Source organism: Modestobacter sp. SYSU DS0875 (genome assembly GCF_054050915.1).
This window is the reverse complement of the sequence record NZ_JBJHAH010000034.1, coordinates 25291-41413: the sequence shown is the minus strand read 5'-3', so window position 1 is coordinate 41413 and position 16123 is coordinate 25291. Positions and strand designations below refer to the sequence as shown.

The window sequence follows — 16123 nt, the reverse complement described above, 5'->3', positions numbered from 1 at the left end:
CCCCCCCCCCCCCCCCCCCCCCCCCCCCCCCCCCCCCCCCCCCCCCCCCCCCCCCCCCCCCCCCCCCCCCCCGGGGAGGACCGGTCAGGCGGACCGGTCAGGCGGACCGGTCAGGCGGAGGTGCGCAGCAGCTCGGCCAGCGGTTCCCGGACGACGCACCGGTCGAAGGCGAACGCCCCGGCCAGCTCCGCGGCCTCCTCCGGCGGCACGCCCTCGAACGCCCGCCCGAAGTCACCGACCATCGCCTCGGCGAGCACCACGTGCCGGATGATCCCGTGCAGCCACCGGTGCTGACCCCACGGATAGGGCTGGAAGTCGGGGAACTCCCGGGCGACCAGCTGCTCGATCGGCTCGAGGACGTCCCGAACGCCGGCGTCGGTGGACCCCCAGGAGTCCACGCCCAGCCGGGCCTTCTTCGCCAGCACCGGCGCGATCCGCTGCAGGTAGGGGGACGACTGCGGCACGGTGACCAGACCCTGCAGACCGATGTCCTTGTACGTCCACAGCGCCCAGCTGGCGCCGTGCTCGCGGTAGATCTCCAGCTGGTCGCGCAGCAACTGGTACCGCTGCGCGTCGCGCTCCGGGTCGCCGGTGTAGACCGGCCCGAACTCACCGACCCAGATCGGCGTCCCGGTCTGGCGCATGTACGCCGTCCGCTCCAGGAACGTCTGCTCGACCACCGCACGGTCGACGAACTTCCCGCGGCTCACCCCCGGGTAGGGGCCGCCGTCGACGAAGCCGGGCAGCGCGTAGTCGTGCGCGGTGTAGACCGTGTTGGGCAGCGGGTCGCCCAGCTGGTCGAACTGGGTGGAGTAGCGGTTGCCGTCCAGGAACAGCACGTGGTCGGGGTCGACCGCACGGATCGCGGACTCCAGCCGCCGGTAGAACGGGCCGATCGCCTCCCCCACGGCGTCGCCGGGCTCGTTCACCGGGTTGTAGCCGGCCACCCAGGGGTTGCCGCGGTAGTGCTCGGCGAGCGCCTCCCAGAGCCCGACGACGCGGTCCTGGAAGTGCCGGTGGGTCCAGAAGTGCGCCCAGTGGGTGGGGTTGTCGCTGTGCCAGTGCTGGTTCTGCGCGCCGGGCAGGGCGTGCAGGTCGAGGATCGCGAAGATCCCGGCGCGGGCGCAGGCGTCCACCGCCTGGTCCAGCCGGCGGAAGCCCTCGGCCTTGAACTCGCCGGGGCGCATGTCGTCCTCGAAGTGCCGGTAGTTGAACGGGATCCGCACGCAGTTCAGGCCGAGGGAGGCCAGGTACGCGGCGTCGGCGTCGGTGAAGAAGTCGTCGAGGAACCGGTCGAAGAACCGCCGGTACCCCTCCTCGCCCAGCGCCGCCCGCAGCGCGCGGCGCTGCTGGGACTCCGTCCCCGGGTAGCCGGTGATGAAGTTCTCCATGTTCAGCCAGCCGCCCAGGCCCACGCCGCGGAGCACCACGGTGCCTCCGCCGGGCCCGAGGAGCCGGTCGCCGTCGACGCGGATGACCTGCTGCAGGGATTCCGTCACGGGCCGATCCTGCCCCAGTGGATCGTGAGCGGCGTCACTGGCACCATGCCGCCATGCGCGGGCTGATGCAGGACGTCCCCCTCACCATCGACACGATCTTCCGGCACGCCGAGCAGCACCACGGTGACGTCCCGCTGGTCACCAACGGCCCGGCGGGGAAGGTCCGCAGCACCTACGCCGAGTGGGCCCGGCGCACCCGGCGGCTCGGTGGCGTGCTCGACGCCCTCGGGGTCAGCGCCGACGGCCGGGTGGGCACCTTCGCCTGGAACTCCGCCCGTCACCTGGAGCTCTACTTCGCCGCGCCGTGCACCGGGCGGGTGCTGCACACCCTCAACGTGCGCCTGTTCCCCGAGCAGCTGACCTACATCGCCAACCACGCCGAGGACGAGGTGGTCTTCGTCGACCGCACGGTGCTGCCGGTGCTGTGGCCGCTGGTCGACACCCTGACCACCGTCCGGCACGTGGTGGTGATGGACGACGGCGGGGACGCCGAGGTGCCCGACGACCCGCGGGTGCTCGACTACGAGGAGCTGCTGGCAGCCGCCGAGCCGGTCGAGTTCGACATCCGGGACGAGCGGTCGGCCGCGGCGATGTGCTACACGAGCGGCACCACCGGCAACCCGAAGGGCGTCGTCTACTCGCACCGCTCGACGGTGCTGCACACGATGGCGGTGATCGCCCCGAACGGCTTCGGCATCGGCGTGGACGACGTCGCGATGCCCGTCGTCCCGATGTTCCACGCCAACGCCTGGGGCATCGCGCAGGCGGCGCCCGCGGCCGGGGCGGCGATGGTGTTCCCCGGGCCGATGATGCAGCCGCAGGCGCTGGCCGACCTGATCGTCGACGAGCACGTCACCTTCACCGCCGGCGTTCCCACGATCTGGCAGGGGATGCTGCCGCACCTGGCCGGCCGCCCGCACCGGCTGCGCAAGATCGGCTGCGGCGGCTCGGCCGTGCCGGCCGCGCTGTCGCAGGCCTACGAGGAGCAGGTCGGGCTGCCGATCTACCAGGCCTGGGGCATGACCGAGACCCACCCGGTGGCCTCCGGCGGCGTCCTGGCCCGGCGGTACGCCGGCGCGGACCCGGAGACCGTCACCGCCCAGCGGGCGCGGCAGGGCATCCCGCTGTTCGGCGTCGAGGCCCGCATCGTCGAGGCCGGCACCACCGACGAGCTGCCCTGGGACGACGTCGCCACCGGCGAGCTGCAGGTCCGCGGGCCGTGGTGCGCGCAGGAGTACTACGACGCCGACCCCGGCACCGAGCTGTCCACCCCCGACGGCTGGATGAGGACCGGCGACGTCGCCGCGATGGACGCCTTCGGCAGCATCCGGATCGCCGACCGCACCAAGGACCTGATCAAGTCCGGTGGCGAGTGGATCTCCTCGGTGGAGCTGGAGAACGCGATCATGAGCCACCCGGCGGTGGCCGAGGCCGCGGTGGTCGCGATCCCCAGCCCGAAGTGGGGCGAGCGTCCGCTGGCCTGCGTCGTGCTCAAGCCGGGCGAGACCGCCACCGAGCAGGAGGTCCTCGACCACGTGCGGCCGCAGGTGGCCAGCTGGTGGCTGCCCGACGCGGTCGAGTTCATCGACGAGGTGCCCAAGACCAGCGTCGGCAAGTTCTCCAAGAAGGACCTGCGCGCCCGCTTCGCCGAGTTCCCCACCACCCGCTGAGGGCAGAAATGGCCATTTCTGCCCTCAGCGGTCACACGACGTAGCACCCTGGTCGTCCTCCGCCCACGGTCCGCTCCTCGGTCGCTGGCGCTCCCTGCGATGCTCCCGACGACGTCAGACGACGTAGGGCGGGCGGCCGGTCTCGCTGACCATCGGGCGGCCGGCGGCGTCCCACTCGCCCATCCCGCCGCCGACGTTCACCGCGTCGTAGCCGTTCTGGTTCAGCCACGCCGCCACCCGGGCCGAGCGCCCCCCGCTGCGGCAGGTGACGTACACCGGGTCACCCTCGGGCACCTCGTCCAGCCGCGCCGGCACGTCGCCCATCCGGATGTGCGTGGCCCCGTCGATGTGGCCGGCGGCCCACTCGTCGTCCTCGCGGACGTCCAGCACGACGGCGTCCTCGGGGACCTCGGCAGCCGGCACGGTCGGGATCTGCTGAGGCATCATCACTCCATCGTGGCACGGCGTGCCACGGGTCCGCCGCCCGTTCCCGGGCGCCGGAACGCGGTCCGGGCGGCCCGCCCTGCGAGGATGGTCGGCGATGTCCGTTCCCCCACCGGCCCGGGACCCCGCCTGGCCGCTGTCCCGTTCGGCCATCGGCCTGTGGACGGTGCAGGGCGCGCTGAGCACCCTCTTCTGGGCGGTCGCGGTCGCCGGCTTCTGGCTGTTCGTGCCACCGGACGCCGGCGGCTGGGTGCAGGTGGTGCGCTGGCTCGGGGTCGCCCTGCTCGCCGTCGAGGCCGTCCTCGCCATCGGCGTGCAGCCGCGGCTGCGCTGGCGGGTGCACCGCTGGGAGGTCACCGGGGAGGCGGTCTACACCCTCACCGGCTGGCTGAACCGCACCTGGACGCTGGTGCCGATCTCCCGCATCCAGACCGTCGACGTCAACCGCGGCCTGCTGCAGACGATGTTCGGGCTGGCCACGGTGGCGGTGCTCACCGCCTCGTCGCAGGGCACGGTGCGGATCTGGCACCTGGAGGTCGACGTCGCCCGGCAGGTCGCCGAGGACCTCGCCCGCCGGGCCGAGCAGGTGCGGGACGTCGCGACGTGACCGCACCGCCCCAGCCGGAGGCGCCGGCCGGCCGGCGCACCTCCCCGCGGGTGCTGCTGGTGCACACGATCACCTTCAAGCAGGCCCGCTCGCTGGTGCCGGTCGCGCTGGCGATCGCCGCCGGGCGGGGGCTGGAGGGCGGCCCCCGGGCGGCCGTCGCGCTGGTCGTCGGGGTCACCGTGCTGTCCCTGGCGTGGGCCGCGCTCACCTGGTGGCGGTTCACCTACACCGCGGGTGAGACCTCGGTGGTGGTCACCCGCGGGCTGGTCTCCCGCTCCACCCGCACGGTGCCGATCGACCGGATCCGTGGCGTGGAGATCGAGACTCCGCCGCTGCACCGGCTGTTCGGCCTGGTGCGGGTGCGGATCGACGCCGCCGCCGGCGCCGCCGGGAACGACGAGGAGCTCGTCGTCGACGGCGTGCCCCGCGCCGAGGGTGACCGGCTCCGGGAGCACCTGCTCTCCCACCGGCACGCGGCCCCGGCGGTGGCGACCGGGCGGCACTCCGCACCGGAGCCGGCCGAGGAGGAGCTGCTGCGGCTGCGCCCCCGGTGGCTGCTGTACGCCCCGCTGATCGGCACCTACCTGGTGGTGCCGCTGGCCGCGGTCGGCGCGCTGTTCCGGCTCGTCGACGAGCTGCCCGACGGCTACCTGCCCGAGCTCACCCCCGACGTCGAGCAGCTGGACGTCGTCGACGGCTGGTTCATCGCCGCCGTGGTGGCCGGTGCGCTGCTGCTCCTGGCGGCCGCGTCGGTGCTCGGCGCCGCGGTGGTCAACTGGCGGTTCCGGCTGGTCCGCCGCGGTGGATCGCTGGTGGCCGAGCGCGGCCTGCTCACCCGCCGGCACACCGACCTGGAGGTCGACCGGATCCGCGGCTGCGCGGTGAGCGACGGGCTGGGGATGCGCCTGGTCGGCGCCGCACGGGCGACCGCCCTGGTCACCGGCCTCGGCGACGCCGCCCGGCGCGGTCAGCTGCTCCCGCTCGGCCCGCGCGCGCAGGCCTGGCTGCTGAGCGACTCGCTGGCGCCCAGCCCCGGGCCGCTGCGCCCCCACCCGAAGGCCGCGCTGCGCCGCCGGGTGCTGCGCGCGCTCGTGCCCGGCGTCGTCGTGCTGCTGGCCGGGGCGGTGCTCACCGTGCGGTCGGGCTGGTGGCCGCTGCTGGTCGTGGGCGGGGTGCTGACCGTGCTGGCCTTCCCGATCGCCCGGGCGCGGTACGCCTCGCTCGGGCACGCGGCCGGCGGCCCGACCCTGGCGGTGCGGTCGGGCTGGCTGGTCCGCGAGCACGTGGTGCTGCAGCGGCGGGCCGTCGTGGGCTGGGAGGTCCGGCAGACCTTCTTCCAGCGGCGAGCCGGGCTGGCCACGGTGCAGGCCTGCGTCGGCGCGGGCAGCGGCGGCTACGCCGCGGTGGACATGGCCGCCGACGAGGCGGCGGGCTTCGCCGTCGTCGCCTCCGGTCCCTGGGCGGGCACCCTCTCCCGCTGACCGCCCCTCAGCCGGGCAGCAGCGCTCCCAGGAGACCGGCCGCGGCGGCCGCGCCACCCCGGTCGGCAGCCACCCGGTCGACCACCGCGGCGACGTCGGCCGGCGCGGCGTGCCGGAACACCCCGCCGGAGAGGACGACGAGCCCCACCCCGCGGGCGCCGGCCCCGCCGGGCCCGTAGGCGGCCTCGGCGCGCAGGTGCCGGCGCAGCGCGACGACGGCGGCTGAGCACCGCGGCCACCTCGTCGCGCACCGCCGCGTTGCCCGCGAGCACCACCGGGACGGACCAGTCCTTCCCGACGAGGGCCGCCGCGTTGTGCCGGAGCACCGCGGCGTCGCCGCCGTCGGTGCCCGCACCTCGGCGTCCCACCCCGCGGTCGCGGCGAGCACCCCGGCGACGACGTCGTCCGGGGTGGTCGGTGCCTGCCGGGTGGCCAGCAGCCGCCCGCCCGGCAGCTCGACCAGCGCCGCCTTGGTCCACGTGGAACCGATGTCGACGCAGGCCAGCCGGGTGGTCACCGCCGGACGAGACCGGCCGTGGCGGCACCGGCGGTGAGCTCCGCCAGCCCGAACGCCTGCACCGGCCCGAGGGCGCCGACCCCGGTCACCCCACCGGCGGCGGCGCGCACCGCGGCCCAGGCGAGCAGGTCGGCGGTCATCGCGTAGGGGTCGGGGCCGCTGAGCTCGACGCGGGCGACCCGCACGCCCCGCGGATCGCGTACCTCCGCGACGACGGCGGTGCGCACGTCGCCGCGGTCCGACGGCGCCTCGGCCAGCCGGCCGGCGACCAGGTCGGTGAGCCGGGTCAGGCCGGTCTGCGCGCCCGGCACCCGCCGCACCCAGGGGGCCAGCGGCGCGAGCCGGTGGGCGACCGGGGTCGCCGGCCCGAACCAGTCCAGGCAGACGCCGACCTCCCGCAGCGTCGGGGCGAGCCCGGGCAGCGCCAGGTGTTCCGACCCGCCGACCGACAGCCCCTCGCGACGGCGCCCGGCCGCGTCGAACACCCAGGTGCGCGCGCCGGCCGGCTCGTCGACAAGCCGACCGCCGGTGAAGGCGTGCCCCTCCTCGAGCACCACCCCGGCCAGCGAGCTGAACGTCCCCCGGGAGAACGCCTGACCGCGCACCCCGTCCAGGGCGTAGCCGACGTCGACCCGGTGCGCCCGCGGGCCGGCGTCGGCCAGGGCCAGCGCGGCGGCGAGGTTCCCCGGGACGTAGTCGTGCCCGAAGGCGGTGAGCAGGGCGGCGCCGGCCGCCTCGGCGCGGGGGCCGTGCCGCTCGAACACCCGGCGGAGGAAGGGCGGCTCGCCGGTCGAGTCCAGGTAGACCGCGCCGGCCTCGACCGCGGCGGTGACCACCGGCTCACCGAGCCGGAGGAACGGGCCCACCGTGCTGACCAGCACGTCCCCGGATGCCAGCAGGGCGCGGACGGAGGCGGCATCGGTGACGTCCGCCGTCGCCGTCTCCAGCGGCCCGGCGTCGGCACCGAGCCGGTCCGCCAGGTCCGCCAGGCGGTGGGGGTCGCGACCGGCGAGCACCGGGCGGGCACCGCGGGCGACCAGCGCCGCCGCCGTCCGGCCGCCGGTGTGGCCGGTGGCGCCGAGCAGCACGATCCGGTGAGCCATGGGTGAACGGTAGGCGACCGACGCCGACCCGAACCGCTCGCGCACAACGGAACTGTCCGGTCCGCGCGTGCGATCGGGCGCGCCGGGTAGGGCGCGGGCGATGGAGACCAGCGCCATGACCCCCGAGGTGTCAGGCCGCGCCGTCCTGCCCGAGCCCGATGCGGCCGGCCAGCGCAGCGGCCTCCACCCGGGTGGACACCTTCAGCTGGCGCAGCAGGTTGGCCACCAGCCGCTTCACCGTGCGCTCGGAGACGTGCAGGGTCGTGGCGATGTCGACGGTGCTCGTGCCGGCGGCGATCAGCCGCCACAACCGCCGGTCGTCGGCGCTGAGCTCAGCCGCGATGCCCTGGTCGGCCACGGGGGCCGCGTCGTCGAGCAGCTGGCGCAGCAGCGACTCCGGGATCACCGACCAGCCGTCGAGGACGGCCAGCAGCGGCCGCACCAGCGCCTCCGGGCTGGCCGTCTTGGGCAGAAAGCCGCTGGCCCCGGCGCGCAGCGCCTCCAGGGCGGCGTCGGCCTCGGCCAGCCCGGACAGCGCGACGATGCGCACCATCGGGTCGGCCCGGCGGATCGCCGCGATCGCCCGGGCGCCGCCGGGCGGCGGCATGTGCAGGTCGACGACGGCGACGTCCGCGTGGTGCCGGCGCACCAGCGCGGCGCCCGCGGAGGCGTCGTCCGTCGTGCCCACCACGCGGACCCGGCCACCGCTCTCCGGGGGGAGCAGCAGCTCCAGGCCCCGACTGAACAACGGGTGGTCGTCGATGACGACCACGTCCACGGGGGGACGGTGCTCAGCTCCGGCTCCGGGTCCCTCCACGTCACTCCCCTCCGGTCGACCGCGCCCGGCGCGGCTGACCGGGGGCAACCCCGGAGGTGCCCGTGACCCTCGCTGCCGACACACGACCCGCGTCACTCCCCGCCCTGGTCACCGACCTGGTCCGGGCGGTGCGCAGCCACCTGCCCACGCCCGGCCAGGAGGCGGTGAGCACCGGCGACGCGCTGGTGCGCGCGCTCTGCCACGACATGCGCAGCCCCCTGGCCGCGCTGGAGTCGGTGCTCGACCGGCTGGACGGCGACGCCGCCGGCCGCCCGGAACTGCTCCAGCTGGCCCGGGACCAGGCCCACCACCTGTCCTCCATGCTGCGCACCGCGAACGCCACCGCCGGGGCACCCGAGCGGCGCGGGGTGCGCCGGCTCGCCGAGGTCATCCGGGCGTCCGTCGGCGCCTCCGGCCTGGCCGAGCACCAGCTGCGGCTGGAGCTGACGCCGGACGCCGCCGACGTCGCGGTCGCCGACGCCCGGGTGCAGCGGATCCTCACCAACCTGCTGGAGAACGCCCACCGGCACGGCGGGGGCGAGGAGGTCCGGCTCGTGGTGCGCCGCCGGGGCGGCTGGGTGGAGCTGGCGCTGACCCAGCACGGCGTGCCGGCCGAACGGGTGCTCGGGCACCTCAGCCGGCCCACCCCGCCGGTCGACCTGACCGGACTGGGGCTGTGGTCGGTGCAGCGCCAGACCCGGGAGCTGGGGGGCCGGCTCGCCTGGTGCCGCGCCGAGGACGGCGCCTTCACCCTCGTGGTGCGCCTCCCCGACCGCTGAGCAGGTCGGCCCCTGCGGGCCACCGGACGGCACGGGGGTGTCACCGGGCGCGGGCATCTGGAGTGTGTCGCCCCGAACGGGGCGGACGGCGAACGGCTCGACCAGAGGAGACGCCCGTGTTCACGCACACCCACGCCCTGCAGTACGAGGCCAAGCCCGACGGCCCGGACCCGGACTTCGCGCGCAAGCTCCAGGAGATCCTGGGCGGTCAGTGGGGCGAGATGACCGTCGCCATGCAGTACCTCCTGCAGGGCTGGAACTGCCGGCTGCCCGGGAAGTACAAGGACATGCTGCTGGCCATCGGCACCGAGGAGCTGGCCCACGTCGAGATGATCGTGACGATGATCGACCGGCTGCTGGACCACGTCCCGCTGAAGCCGGACGCCTCCGACCGCAGCAAGGAGGCCGCCGCGGGCTACGGGCAGCACAACCCGCAGCACGCGATCGTCAACGGCGCCGGCGCCTACTACCGCGACAGCATGGGCCTGCCGTGGAGCGGTGGCTACGTGACCGCGAGCGGCAACCTGATGGCGGACTTCCACTACAACGCCACCGCCGAGATGCAGGGTCGTCTGCAGGCCGCCCGCCTGTTCAACATGACCGACGACCACGGCGTCAAGGACATGCTGCGGTTCAACCTGGCTCGTGACCACATGCACCAGATGCAGTGGCTCGCCGCCATCGAGGAGCTCAAGTCCGACGGGATCGAGGGCATCCCGGTGCCCGAGGCTTTCCCGATGGACGAGGAGCTCCCCGAGTTCGCCTACACCTTCATCGACGCCTCCGACGGCCCCGACGCGGCCAACGGCCGCTGGGCCAACGGGCCGGCCCTCGACGGCACGGACAACCAGCTCCGCGCGGCCCCCATCGCGGCCAACGCCGACGCGCCGATCCTGCCCCCGGGTGACCCGCGGCTGTACCCGACGCCGCAGACGAAGATGAACACGCTGATCCAGAAGGCGAAGGACGCCCTCAAGTAAGGCGTCCCCTCGCGCCGCCGCCGTGCCGGCGCCCCGACCCGCCTCCGGGCGGAGCGGGACGCCGGCGCGGCGGGCGCCCGACCTGCTGGAGGTCCCGTGCACCTGTCCGTCCCCACGCCCCACCTGCGCACCCCGCACCTGCCGGCCGTCCACCTGCCCGCGCTCCACGTCCCCGCCCGGGCGACCGCCGCCTCGGCGCTGCTGACGGTCGTCTACCTCGCCGCCCTGGCCGTGGCGGTGACCGCCCCGGCCGAGCAGGCCCTCGCCGGCTGCCTCGTCCTCGCCGGGCTGGTCAGCCGCTGGGCCGTCCGCCGGCGCCGGTCCGTGGCTGCGGCGGTCCCCGCGGCCACCGGCGCCGTCGACGCCGTGCTGCCGGCGTCCCCGCTGGTCGAGGAACCCGCTCGCGCCACCGCCTGACCGAGCCGGGACGACGGTCCGCACCCGCCGTCCCGGCTCACTCCGTGCTCCGACGGCGAGCGCAGCCGGCCGCGGTGAGCCGCCGCCCGTCCCGCACCCGCTCGTCCACGGGGCGATCCCGGGAACGACACGAGGCCCGCCCCCTGCCGGGGACGGGCCTCGTGCGGCGTTCAGCGGTGCCTGCTCAGTGCGCGACCGCCTTCTCCGCGCCGATGCCGGTCAGGGACCGGACCTCGAGCTCGGCGTACTTGTCGACGTCCGGCTTCTCCTTGGAGAGCTTGGTGCCCAGCCAGCCGAGGAAGAACGACAGGGGGATGGAGACCAGGCCGGGGTTGCGCAGCGGGAACCACGCGATGTCGAAGTTGGAGAACATCGCCGTCTCCGACCCCGAGACCACCGGCGAGAAGATGATCAGCCCGATGCAGACGACCAGCCCGCCGTAGATCGACCACAGCGCGCCCTGGGTGGTGAAGTTCTTCCAGAAGAGCGTGTAGAGGATGGTCGGCAGGTTGGCCGAGGCCGCCACCGCGAAGGCCAGCGCCACCAGGAAGGCGATGTTGATCCCGGCCTGCAGCGCCAGGATGCCCAGCCCGATGGAGACCGCGCCGATGACGACGGCGGTGATCCGGGCGACCCGGACCTCCGCGTTCGCCTCCACCTGACCCTTCTTGAGCACCGACGCGTAGACGTCGTGGGCGAAGGACGCCGACGCGGTGATGGTCAGCCCGGCCACGACCGCGAGGATCGTGGCGAAGGCGACGCCGGCGATGATGCCCAGCAGCACCGTGCCACCGAGCTCGAACGCCAGCAGCGGAGCCGCCGCGTTGACCCCGCCCGGGGCGGCGAGGATGTCCTCGGAACCCACGAGGGCACCGGCGCCGTAGCCGATGACCAGGCTGAACAGGTAGAAGGCGCCGATGAGCCAGATGGCCCAGACGACGGACTTCCGGGCGTCCTTGGCGGTCGGCACGGTGTAGAAGCGCATCAGCACGTGCGGCAGCCCGGCGGTGCCGAGAACCAGGGCCAGCGCGAGGCTGATGAAGTCCAGCCGGGTGGCGTTCGAGACCCCGTACTGGGCACCGGGCTCGACCACCTGCTCACCCTCGGACGCGATCGCCCCGCCGATCAGCGAGGAGAGGTTGAAGCCGTACTCGGCGAGCACCCAGATCGTCATGACCAGGGCACCGGCGATGAGCAGCGTCGCCTTGATCATCTGCACGTAGGTGGTGCCGCGCATGCCGCCGACCAGCACGTAGAAGATCATCAGCGCGCCGACGACGACGACGACCAGGGCCTCGGCCGCGGCACCGCTCACCCCGAGCAGCAGGGCGACCAGGCCACCGGCACCGGCCATCTGGGCCAGCAGGTAGAACAGCGAGACGAACAGCGTGGAGATGGCCGCCGCGGTGCGCACCGGCCCCTGCCGCATCCGGAAGGCCAGCACGTCGGCCATGGTGAAGCGCGCCGTGTTGCGCATCAGCTCGGCGACCAGCAGCAGCGCCACCAGCCAGGCGACCAGGAAGCCGATCGAGTAGAGGAAGCCGTCGTAGCCGTAGATGGCGATCGCCCCGGCGATGCCCAGGAACGAGGCCGCCGACAGGTAGTCACCGGCGATCGCCAGACCGTTCTGGGTTCCGGTGATGTTGCGGCCGGCGGCGTAGTAGTCGGCGGCGCTCTTGTTGGTCCGGCTGGCGCGGAAGGTGATGAACAGCGTCACCAGCACGAAGGCGCCGAAGATCGAGATGTTGATCGCCGGCTCGCCGATCGTGGCGCCGTCGGCGGCGAACACGTCAGCCACGGGTGGACTCCTCATTGCGCGGGGCGGCGAACTCGTGCGCCTCGAGGCGGGTCCGCATCTCGTCGGAGATGGGGTCGGTGTTCTTGCTGGCGTGCCGGACGTAGAGCTGGGTGATGAGGAACGTGCTCACGAACTGCCCGAGGCCGAGCAGCAGACCGAGGTTCACGTTGCCGAACACCTCGGTGGCCATGAAGTCGCCGGCGTAGGTGGAGAGCAGGACGAACAGCGCGTACCAGACCAGGAAGGCCACCGTCATGGGGACGGCGAAGCTGCGGAACCGGCGCCGGAGCTCGCTGAACTCCGGTGAGTCCTGGGCCTGGCGGTACTCCTCCGCGGTCAGCAACCTGCGGTCGTTCGGTGTGGTCACGGCACACCTCTCTGTGCGTCGCCTGAGTCGTGATCGCGGTCACCATATAGGCGGATCGCCCTGCGCATGGGAAAGATCACGTGGCGACACGTTGCAGAGAAGTTGCGAGAGCGTCCGCAACGGCCACAGAACTCCATCCAGGGGCAACGCCGGGGTAACCCACCACTGCTGACATGGGCACATGGCGTTCTCCTGGGCTGGCGATAGTCGGGGCACGGACGCGCGGACGGTGCCGGGGACGGCCGGAGACGGCGCCGGCTGGTACCCGGTGGCACGCTCGTCCGACGTCGGGACGACGCCGCTACCGGTGGGCGCGGGCGGCCGGCCGTACGTCGTCGTCCGGCTGGCGCCCGGCGCGGAGGTCACCGCCGTGGGCGCCCGCTGCCCGCACCGGCTGGTGCCGCTGACCACTGCGACGGTCGTCGACGGCCGGCTGCGGTGCGGGTACCACGGCTGGCAGTTCAACGCCGAGGGCCGCTGCACCCTCATCCCTGCGCTCGGCCCGCACGGCGCGCCCCCGCCGCGTGCGGACCTGGCGGTGCCGTGGGCGGTCGAGGAACGCGACGGCTGGGTGTGGCTGGCCCCCGACCGCACGACGGCCGCCCGGCCGCCCCGGGCCGGCGGCTCACGCCCGGCGCCCGATCCGGAGCAGGTGCCCGAGCTGCCCGAGCCGACCGGTCCGGTGCTCGGCAACCTCGACCCGGCGCTGGAGCACGCCTGGCACCCGATCGCGCTCGCCGGCGAGCTGCGCGAAGGCGGGTACGTGCAGGTACGGCTGCTGGGGCGGAACTGGACCGTGCACCGGCGCGGCGGGGAGCTGCACGCCGACCCACCGGCGTGGGGCGTGGCCGAGCGGCTCGGGCTGATCTGGCTGGCCCCCGACGAGCCACGGGACCGGCCGCTACCGGTGCCCGAGGTCGCCGACCCGCGGTTCACCGCTGCCTGGCTCCCCCCGGCCCGGACCTCGGCGCCGGCCGGCCCGCTGCTCGACGCCTTCGTCGACGTCGCGCACGTGCCGTTCGTGCACGCCACGGCAGCCGGCCTCGACGCGGAGGTGCCCGACCAGCCGGTCGTCCGGGAGCCCGGCGGATTCTGCAGCAGTCGGGAGCGGGCCGTCGCGGACGGCGTGCTGCAGGCCACCTACGTGCACCGGGTCCCGTTCCAGCTGCTGCTGCGGCTCACCCCGCCCGACGGCGCGGGGACCACCGTCCTCACGGTGCTGCAGCCGGAGGACGCCGACTCGACCCGGGTCTTCACCTGCCTCTTCCTCGCCGACGCCGACGGGCGGCCGCTGCCGGCCGAGGTGGTCGCGGCCGAGGTGGCCGCCGAGCAGGCGGCGCTGGCCGAGGACCTGCGCCTGGTGGCGGGCACCGCCACCACGGGCCTGCCGTTGCTGCTGCGCGACGAGCTGCACGTGCGCTCGGACCGGCTGGGGGTGGCGCTGCGGAGGGTCCTGGCCGACTTCGTGTCCGAGTGCGCCGCCCTGGACCGGGCCGCTGAGGTGGAGCAGCGCGCGAGCGCCTGACCTCCGGACACCCGCGTCGGTGCGCTTGGATGACGCCGTGACCGAGGTGGGGCCGTTCGAGCGGGGGACCGATGGTCCGCGGGTGATCCTGGTCGGCGTCGACGGGTCACCGACGTCCCTGCGGGCCGCGTCCTACGCGGCGGGGCTCGCCCGGCGGCAGCGGTCCCGGCTCATCGCGGTCTTCGTGACCGAGGCGGTGCCGCCGATGGCGGGCTGGGTGCCGACCGCGCAGGCGCTGGTCCGGGACGCGGCGGCGGAGGTGGACGCCGAGCTGCGGGCAGAGCTGGGGCGGGCGGCCGAGCAGCTCGGCGTGGACGCGGAGTACCGCACCGCGCACGGCGACCCGGTCACCGAGCTGACCCGGATCGCCGACCAGCTGCTGGCCGACGCCGTCGTCGTCGGTGCTTCGGAGCAGGCCGGGCACCGGGTGGTCGGCTCGGTCGCGGTGCGGCTCGTGCGCCTGGGCCGCTGGCCGGTGACGGTCGTCCCGTGACGCGGGCGTGAGCATCGCAGCGAGCGCCAGCGAGTGAGGAGCGGAGCGGCCGCGGAACGGGACCAGTGCGGTCGTCCCGTGACGCGGGCGTGAGCATCGCAGCGAGCGCCAGCGAGTGAGGAGCGGAGCGGCCGCGGAACGGGACCAGTGCGGTCGTCCCGTGACGTGGGCGTGCGCATCGCAGCGAGCAGAGGCGCACCGCTGCCGCTCCTGGTCAACTTCTTGACGAGATCTGTGGACAGGCGACTGACCTGCACATTCGCCTGGTATCTGCGTCGCCTCAGCGATAGGATCGAACGCACGTTCGAATGACGGAAGGGGTGTTCGTGAGCGACTCGATGACGCTGGAGACCCCTGCGCCGAACGTGGTGGCCACGCTCCCCGACGACGAGGGTCTGGAGGAGCTGTTCGGGTCGCCGCTGTCGGCGGCGCTGGACGCGTTGGCGGCCGAGGACCTGCACGGTCTGACGAACGGTCAGACCCTCGATCGGACGGCTCTGCTGGTAGCGGCGCGGAACCGGTTGGACGCGGAGCTGACCCGCACGGTTCGGCACGCCGAGCTCACGCAGGCCGCGGAGCACGACGGGCTGAAGTCGATGCGGTCGTGGATGATCGGACACGTGCGGTTGGCCCCGGCCCAGGCGTCGCGGATCGTGCGGGCCGGGCGGGCGCTGGAGTTCTTTCCGGTGCTGGCAGCGGGGTTCGCGGCCGGTGAGGTGAGCGCGGCGCAGGTGAACGTGGTCGCGGAGAAGGTGGGCCCCGGTGAGGTGGCCCGGGCCCACGAGCAGGGCATCGACCTCGCGGAGTTCGACCAGACCTGGGCGGTGATCGCCGCCGGTGCGCCGCACGAGTCGCTGGTCACCGCGGTGCAGGCGTTCACCGACGCCCTGGATCCCGACGGACCCGAGCCGGACCCCACGGAGGGGCGGCGGTTCACGATGGTCAAGCACGCCGACGGCAGCGTCACCGGCCGCTTCGATCTGGACGCGGTCGGGGGCGAGAAGGTGCAGGCGGCGATCGAGTCCCACGTGCAGGCCGACCGTCCCATGGGCGACACCCGCACCCGGGTGCAGCAGAACGCCGACGCGTTCGTGCAGTTGTGTGACAACCAGCTCGCGTCGGGTGGCCTGCCGACGCTGCGGACGGTGAAGCCGCACGTGGTCGTCGGGGTGGACCTGGAGGACCTGGTCGACGATGCGGCCGGCCCGGGGGCTGCGCAGACGGGTTTCGGGGCGTCGATCTCCGCAGCCCGTGCCCGGTACCTCGCCTGCGACGGCAGCATCTCCCGGATCGTGATGGGCCCCGACGGGGTGCCGCTGGACCTGGGGCGGGACCACCGGGTCGTCACCCCCGGGCTACGCCGGGCCGTCGAGCGCCGCGACAAGGGCTGCGTGTTCACCGGCTGCGGTGCCCCGACCTGGTGGTGCGACGTGCACCACCTCATCCACTGGCTCCACGGCGGCGAGACCAGCCTGACCAACTCCGCACTGCTGTGCGAGCGCCACCACACCAAGGTCCACCACGGGTTCCGGGTCGAGCGACAACCCGACGGCCGATGGCGCACCTTCCGGCCCGACGGCACCGAGATCCTCATCGGACCACTGCTCACCTGATGCAGCACCGCTG

16 protein-coding genes and 1 pseudogene are annotated in these 16123 nt (G+C 74.4%); 9 read left to right on the top strand and 8 right to left on the bottom strand.

Annotation, left to right across the window (positions count from 1 at the left end; all coding sequences use genetic code 11):
* Positions 1–110: 110 nt before the first annotated feature.
* Positions 111–1499 carry a glycoside hydrolase family 5 protein gene (locus tag ACI79Y_RS17065; protein WP_457159639.1) on the bottom strand — a complete coding sequence of 463 codons (1389 nt, stop codon included), beginning with the start codon at positions 1497–1499 and terminating at the stop codon, positions 111–113.
* Between the two features lie 53 nt (positions 1500–1552).
* Here ACI79Y_RS17065 and ACI79Y_RS17060 point away from each other — a divergent pair, with 53 nt between their 5' ends.
* Positions 1553–3169: a long-chain fatty acid--CoA ligase gene (locus tag ACI79Y_RS17060; RefSeq protein WP_457159638.1), complete on the top strand. Its 1617-nt coding sequence runs from the start codon at positions 1553–1555 to the stop codon at positions 3167–3169.
* Between the two features lie 114 nt (positions 3170–3283).
* Here the strand turns inward: ACI79Y_RS17060 and ACI79Y_RS17055 are convergent, their stop codons facing one another.
* Positions 3284–3613, bottom strand: a complete 330-nt coding sequence (locus ACI79Y_RS17055; RefSeq protein WP_457159637.1) for a rhodanese-like domain-containing protein — start codon at positions 3611–3613, stop codon at positions 3284–3286.
* Between the two features lie 97 nt (positions 3614–3710).
* Between ACI79Y_RS17055 and ACI79Y_RS17050 the strand changes: the two genes are divergently transcribed.
* Entirely contained in the window at positions 3711–4220 is a 510-nt protein-coding gene (locus ACI79Y_RS17050) for a PH domain-containing protein (protein WP_457159636.1), read from the top strand.
* Positions 4217–5701: a PH domain-containing protein gene (locus ACI79Y_RS17045; RefSeq protein ID WP_457159635.1), complete on the top strand. Its 1485-nt coding sequence runs from the start codon at positions 4217–4219 to the stop codon at positions 5699–5701. Before ACI79Y_RS17050 ends, ACI79Y_RS17045 begins: the two co-directional genes overlap by 4 nt.
* On the opposite strand, the gene ACI79Y_RS17040 is transcribed toward ACI79Y_RS17045, so the two are convergent.
* The 4 genes and pseudogenes from ACI79Y_RS17040 to ACI79Y_RS17025 all read right to left on the bottom strand — a co-directional run bounded on the left by ACI79Y_RS17040 (position 5614) and on the right by ACI79Y_RS17025 (position 8099).
* The gene (locus ACI79Y_RS17040; protein WP_457159640.1) at positions 5614–6027 is read right to left on the bottom strand and encodes a hypothetical protein; all 414 of its coding nucleotides are present in this window, start codon (positions 6025–6027) and stop codon (positions 5614–5616) included. The genes ACI79Y_RS17045 and ACI79Y_RS17040 overlap by 88 nt on opposite strands.
* Before the next feature lie 44 nt (positions 6028–6071).
* A pseudogene (locus tag ACI79Y_RS17035) lies at positions 6072–6218 on the bottom strand (glutamate mutase L); the annotation flags it as partial.
* Complete coding sequence (locus ACI79Y_RS17030) at positions 6215–7321, bottom strand: saccharopine dehydrogenase family protein (protein WP_457159634.1); 1107 nt, start codon at positions 7319–7321, stop codon at positions 6215–6217. The pseudogene ACI79Y_RS17035 and the gene ACI79Y_RS17030, both read right to left, overlap by 4 nt.
* Positions 7322–7451: 130 nt before the next feature.
* A complete protein-coding gene (locus ACI79Y_RS17025) occupies positions 7452–8099 on the bottom strand; it encodes a response regulator (protein WP_457159633.1) in 648 nt (215 codons plus the stop codon).
* 101 nt (positions 8100–8200) lie between these two features.
* Between ACI79Y_RS17025 and ACI79Y_RS17020 the strand changes: the two genes are divergently transcribed.
* The 3 genes from ACI79Y_RS17020 (at position 8201) to ACI79Y_RS17010 (ending at position 10314) form a co-directional block, all read left to right on the top strand.
* Positions 8201–8917, top strand: coding sequence for a sensor histidine kinase (locus ACI79Y_RS17020; protein ID WP_457159632.1), 717 nt, complete (start codon positions 8201–8203; stop codon positions 8915–8917).
* Positions 8918–9033: 116 nt separating this feature from the next.
* Positions 9034–9897 carry a manganese catalase family protein gene (locus tag ACI79Y_RS17015; protein ID WP_457159631.1) on the top strand — a complete coding sequence of 288 codons (864 nt, stop codon included), beginning with the start codon at positions 9034–9036 and terminating at the stop codon, positions 9895–9897.
* A gap of 96 nt (positions 9898–9993) precedes the next feature.
* The gene (locus ACI79Y_RS17010) at positions 9994–10314 is read left to right on the top strand and encodes a hypothetical protein (RefSeq protein WP_457159630.1); all 321 of its coding nucleotides are present in this window, start codon (positions 9994–9996) and stop codon (positions 10312–10314) included.
* Positions 10315–10498: 184 nt separating this feature from the next.
* Here the strand turns inward: ACI79Y_RS17010 and ACI79Y_RS17005 are convergent, their stop codons facing one another.
* Positions 10499–12112 carry a solute symporter family protein gene (locus tag ACI79Y_RS17005; RefSeq protein ID WP_457159629.1) on the bottom strand — a complete coding sequence of 538 codons (1614 nt, stop codon included), beginning with the start codon at positions 12110–12112 and terminating at the stop codon, positions 10499–10501.
* On the bottom strand, positions 12105–12479 hold the full coding sequence (locus tag ACI79Y_RS17000; protein ID WP_457159628.1) for a DUF485 domain-containing protein: 375 nt from the start codon (positions 12477–12479) through the stop codon (positions 12105–12107). Before ACI79Y_RS17000 ends, ACI79Y_RS17005 begins: the two co-directional genes overlap by 8 nt.
* Positions 12480–12747: 268 nt before the next feature.
* On the opposite strand from ACI79Y_RS17000, the gene ACI79Y_RS16995 reads away from it, so the two are divergent.
* The 3 genes from ACI79Y_RS16995 (at position 12748) to ACI79Y_RS16985 (ending at position 16110) form a co-directional block, all read left to right on the top strand.
* On the top strand, positions 12748–14004 hold the full coding sequence (locus ACI79Y_RS16995; RefSeq protein ID WP_457159627.1) for a Rieske 2Fe-2S domain-containing protein: 1257 nt from the start codon (positions 12748–12750) through the stop codon (positions 14002–14004).
* Positions 14005–14041: 37 nt separating this feature from the next.
* Positions 14042–14497, top strand: coding sequence for a universal stress protein (locus ACI79Y_RS16990; protein WP_457159626.1), 456 nt, complete (start codon positions 14042–14044; stop codon positions 14495–14497).
* A 326-nt stretch (positions 14498–14823) separates the two neighbouring features.
* The gene (locus tag ACI79Y_RS16985) at positions 14824–16110 is read left to right on the top strand and encodes a DUF222 domain-containing protein (protein WP_457159625.1); all 1287 of its coding nucleotides are present in this window, start codon (positions 14824–14826) and stop codon (positions 16108–16110) included.
* Positions 16111–16123: the final 13 nt, after the last annotated feature.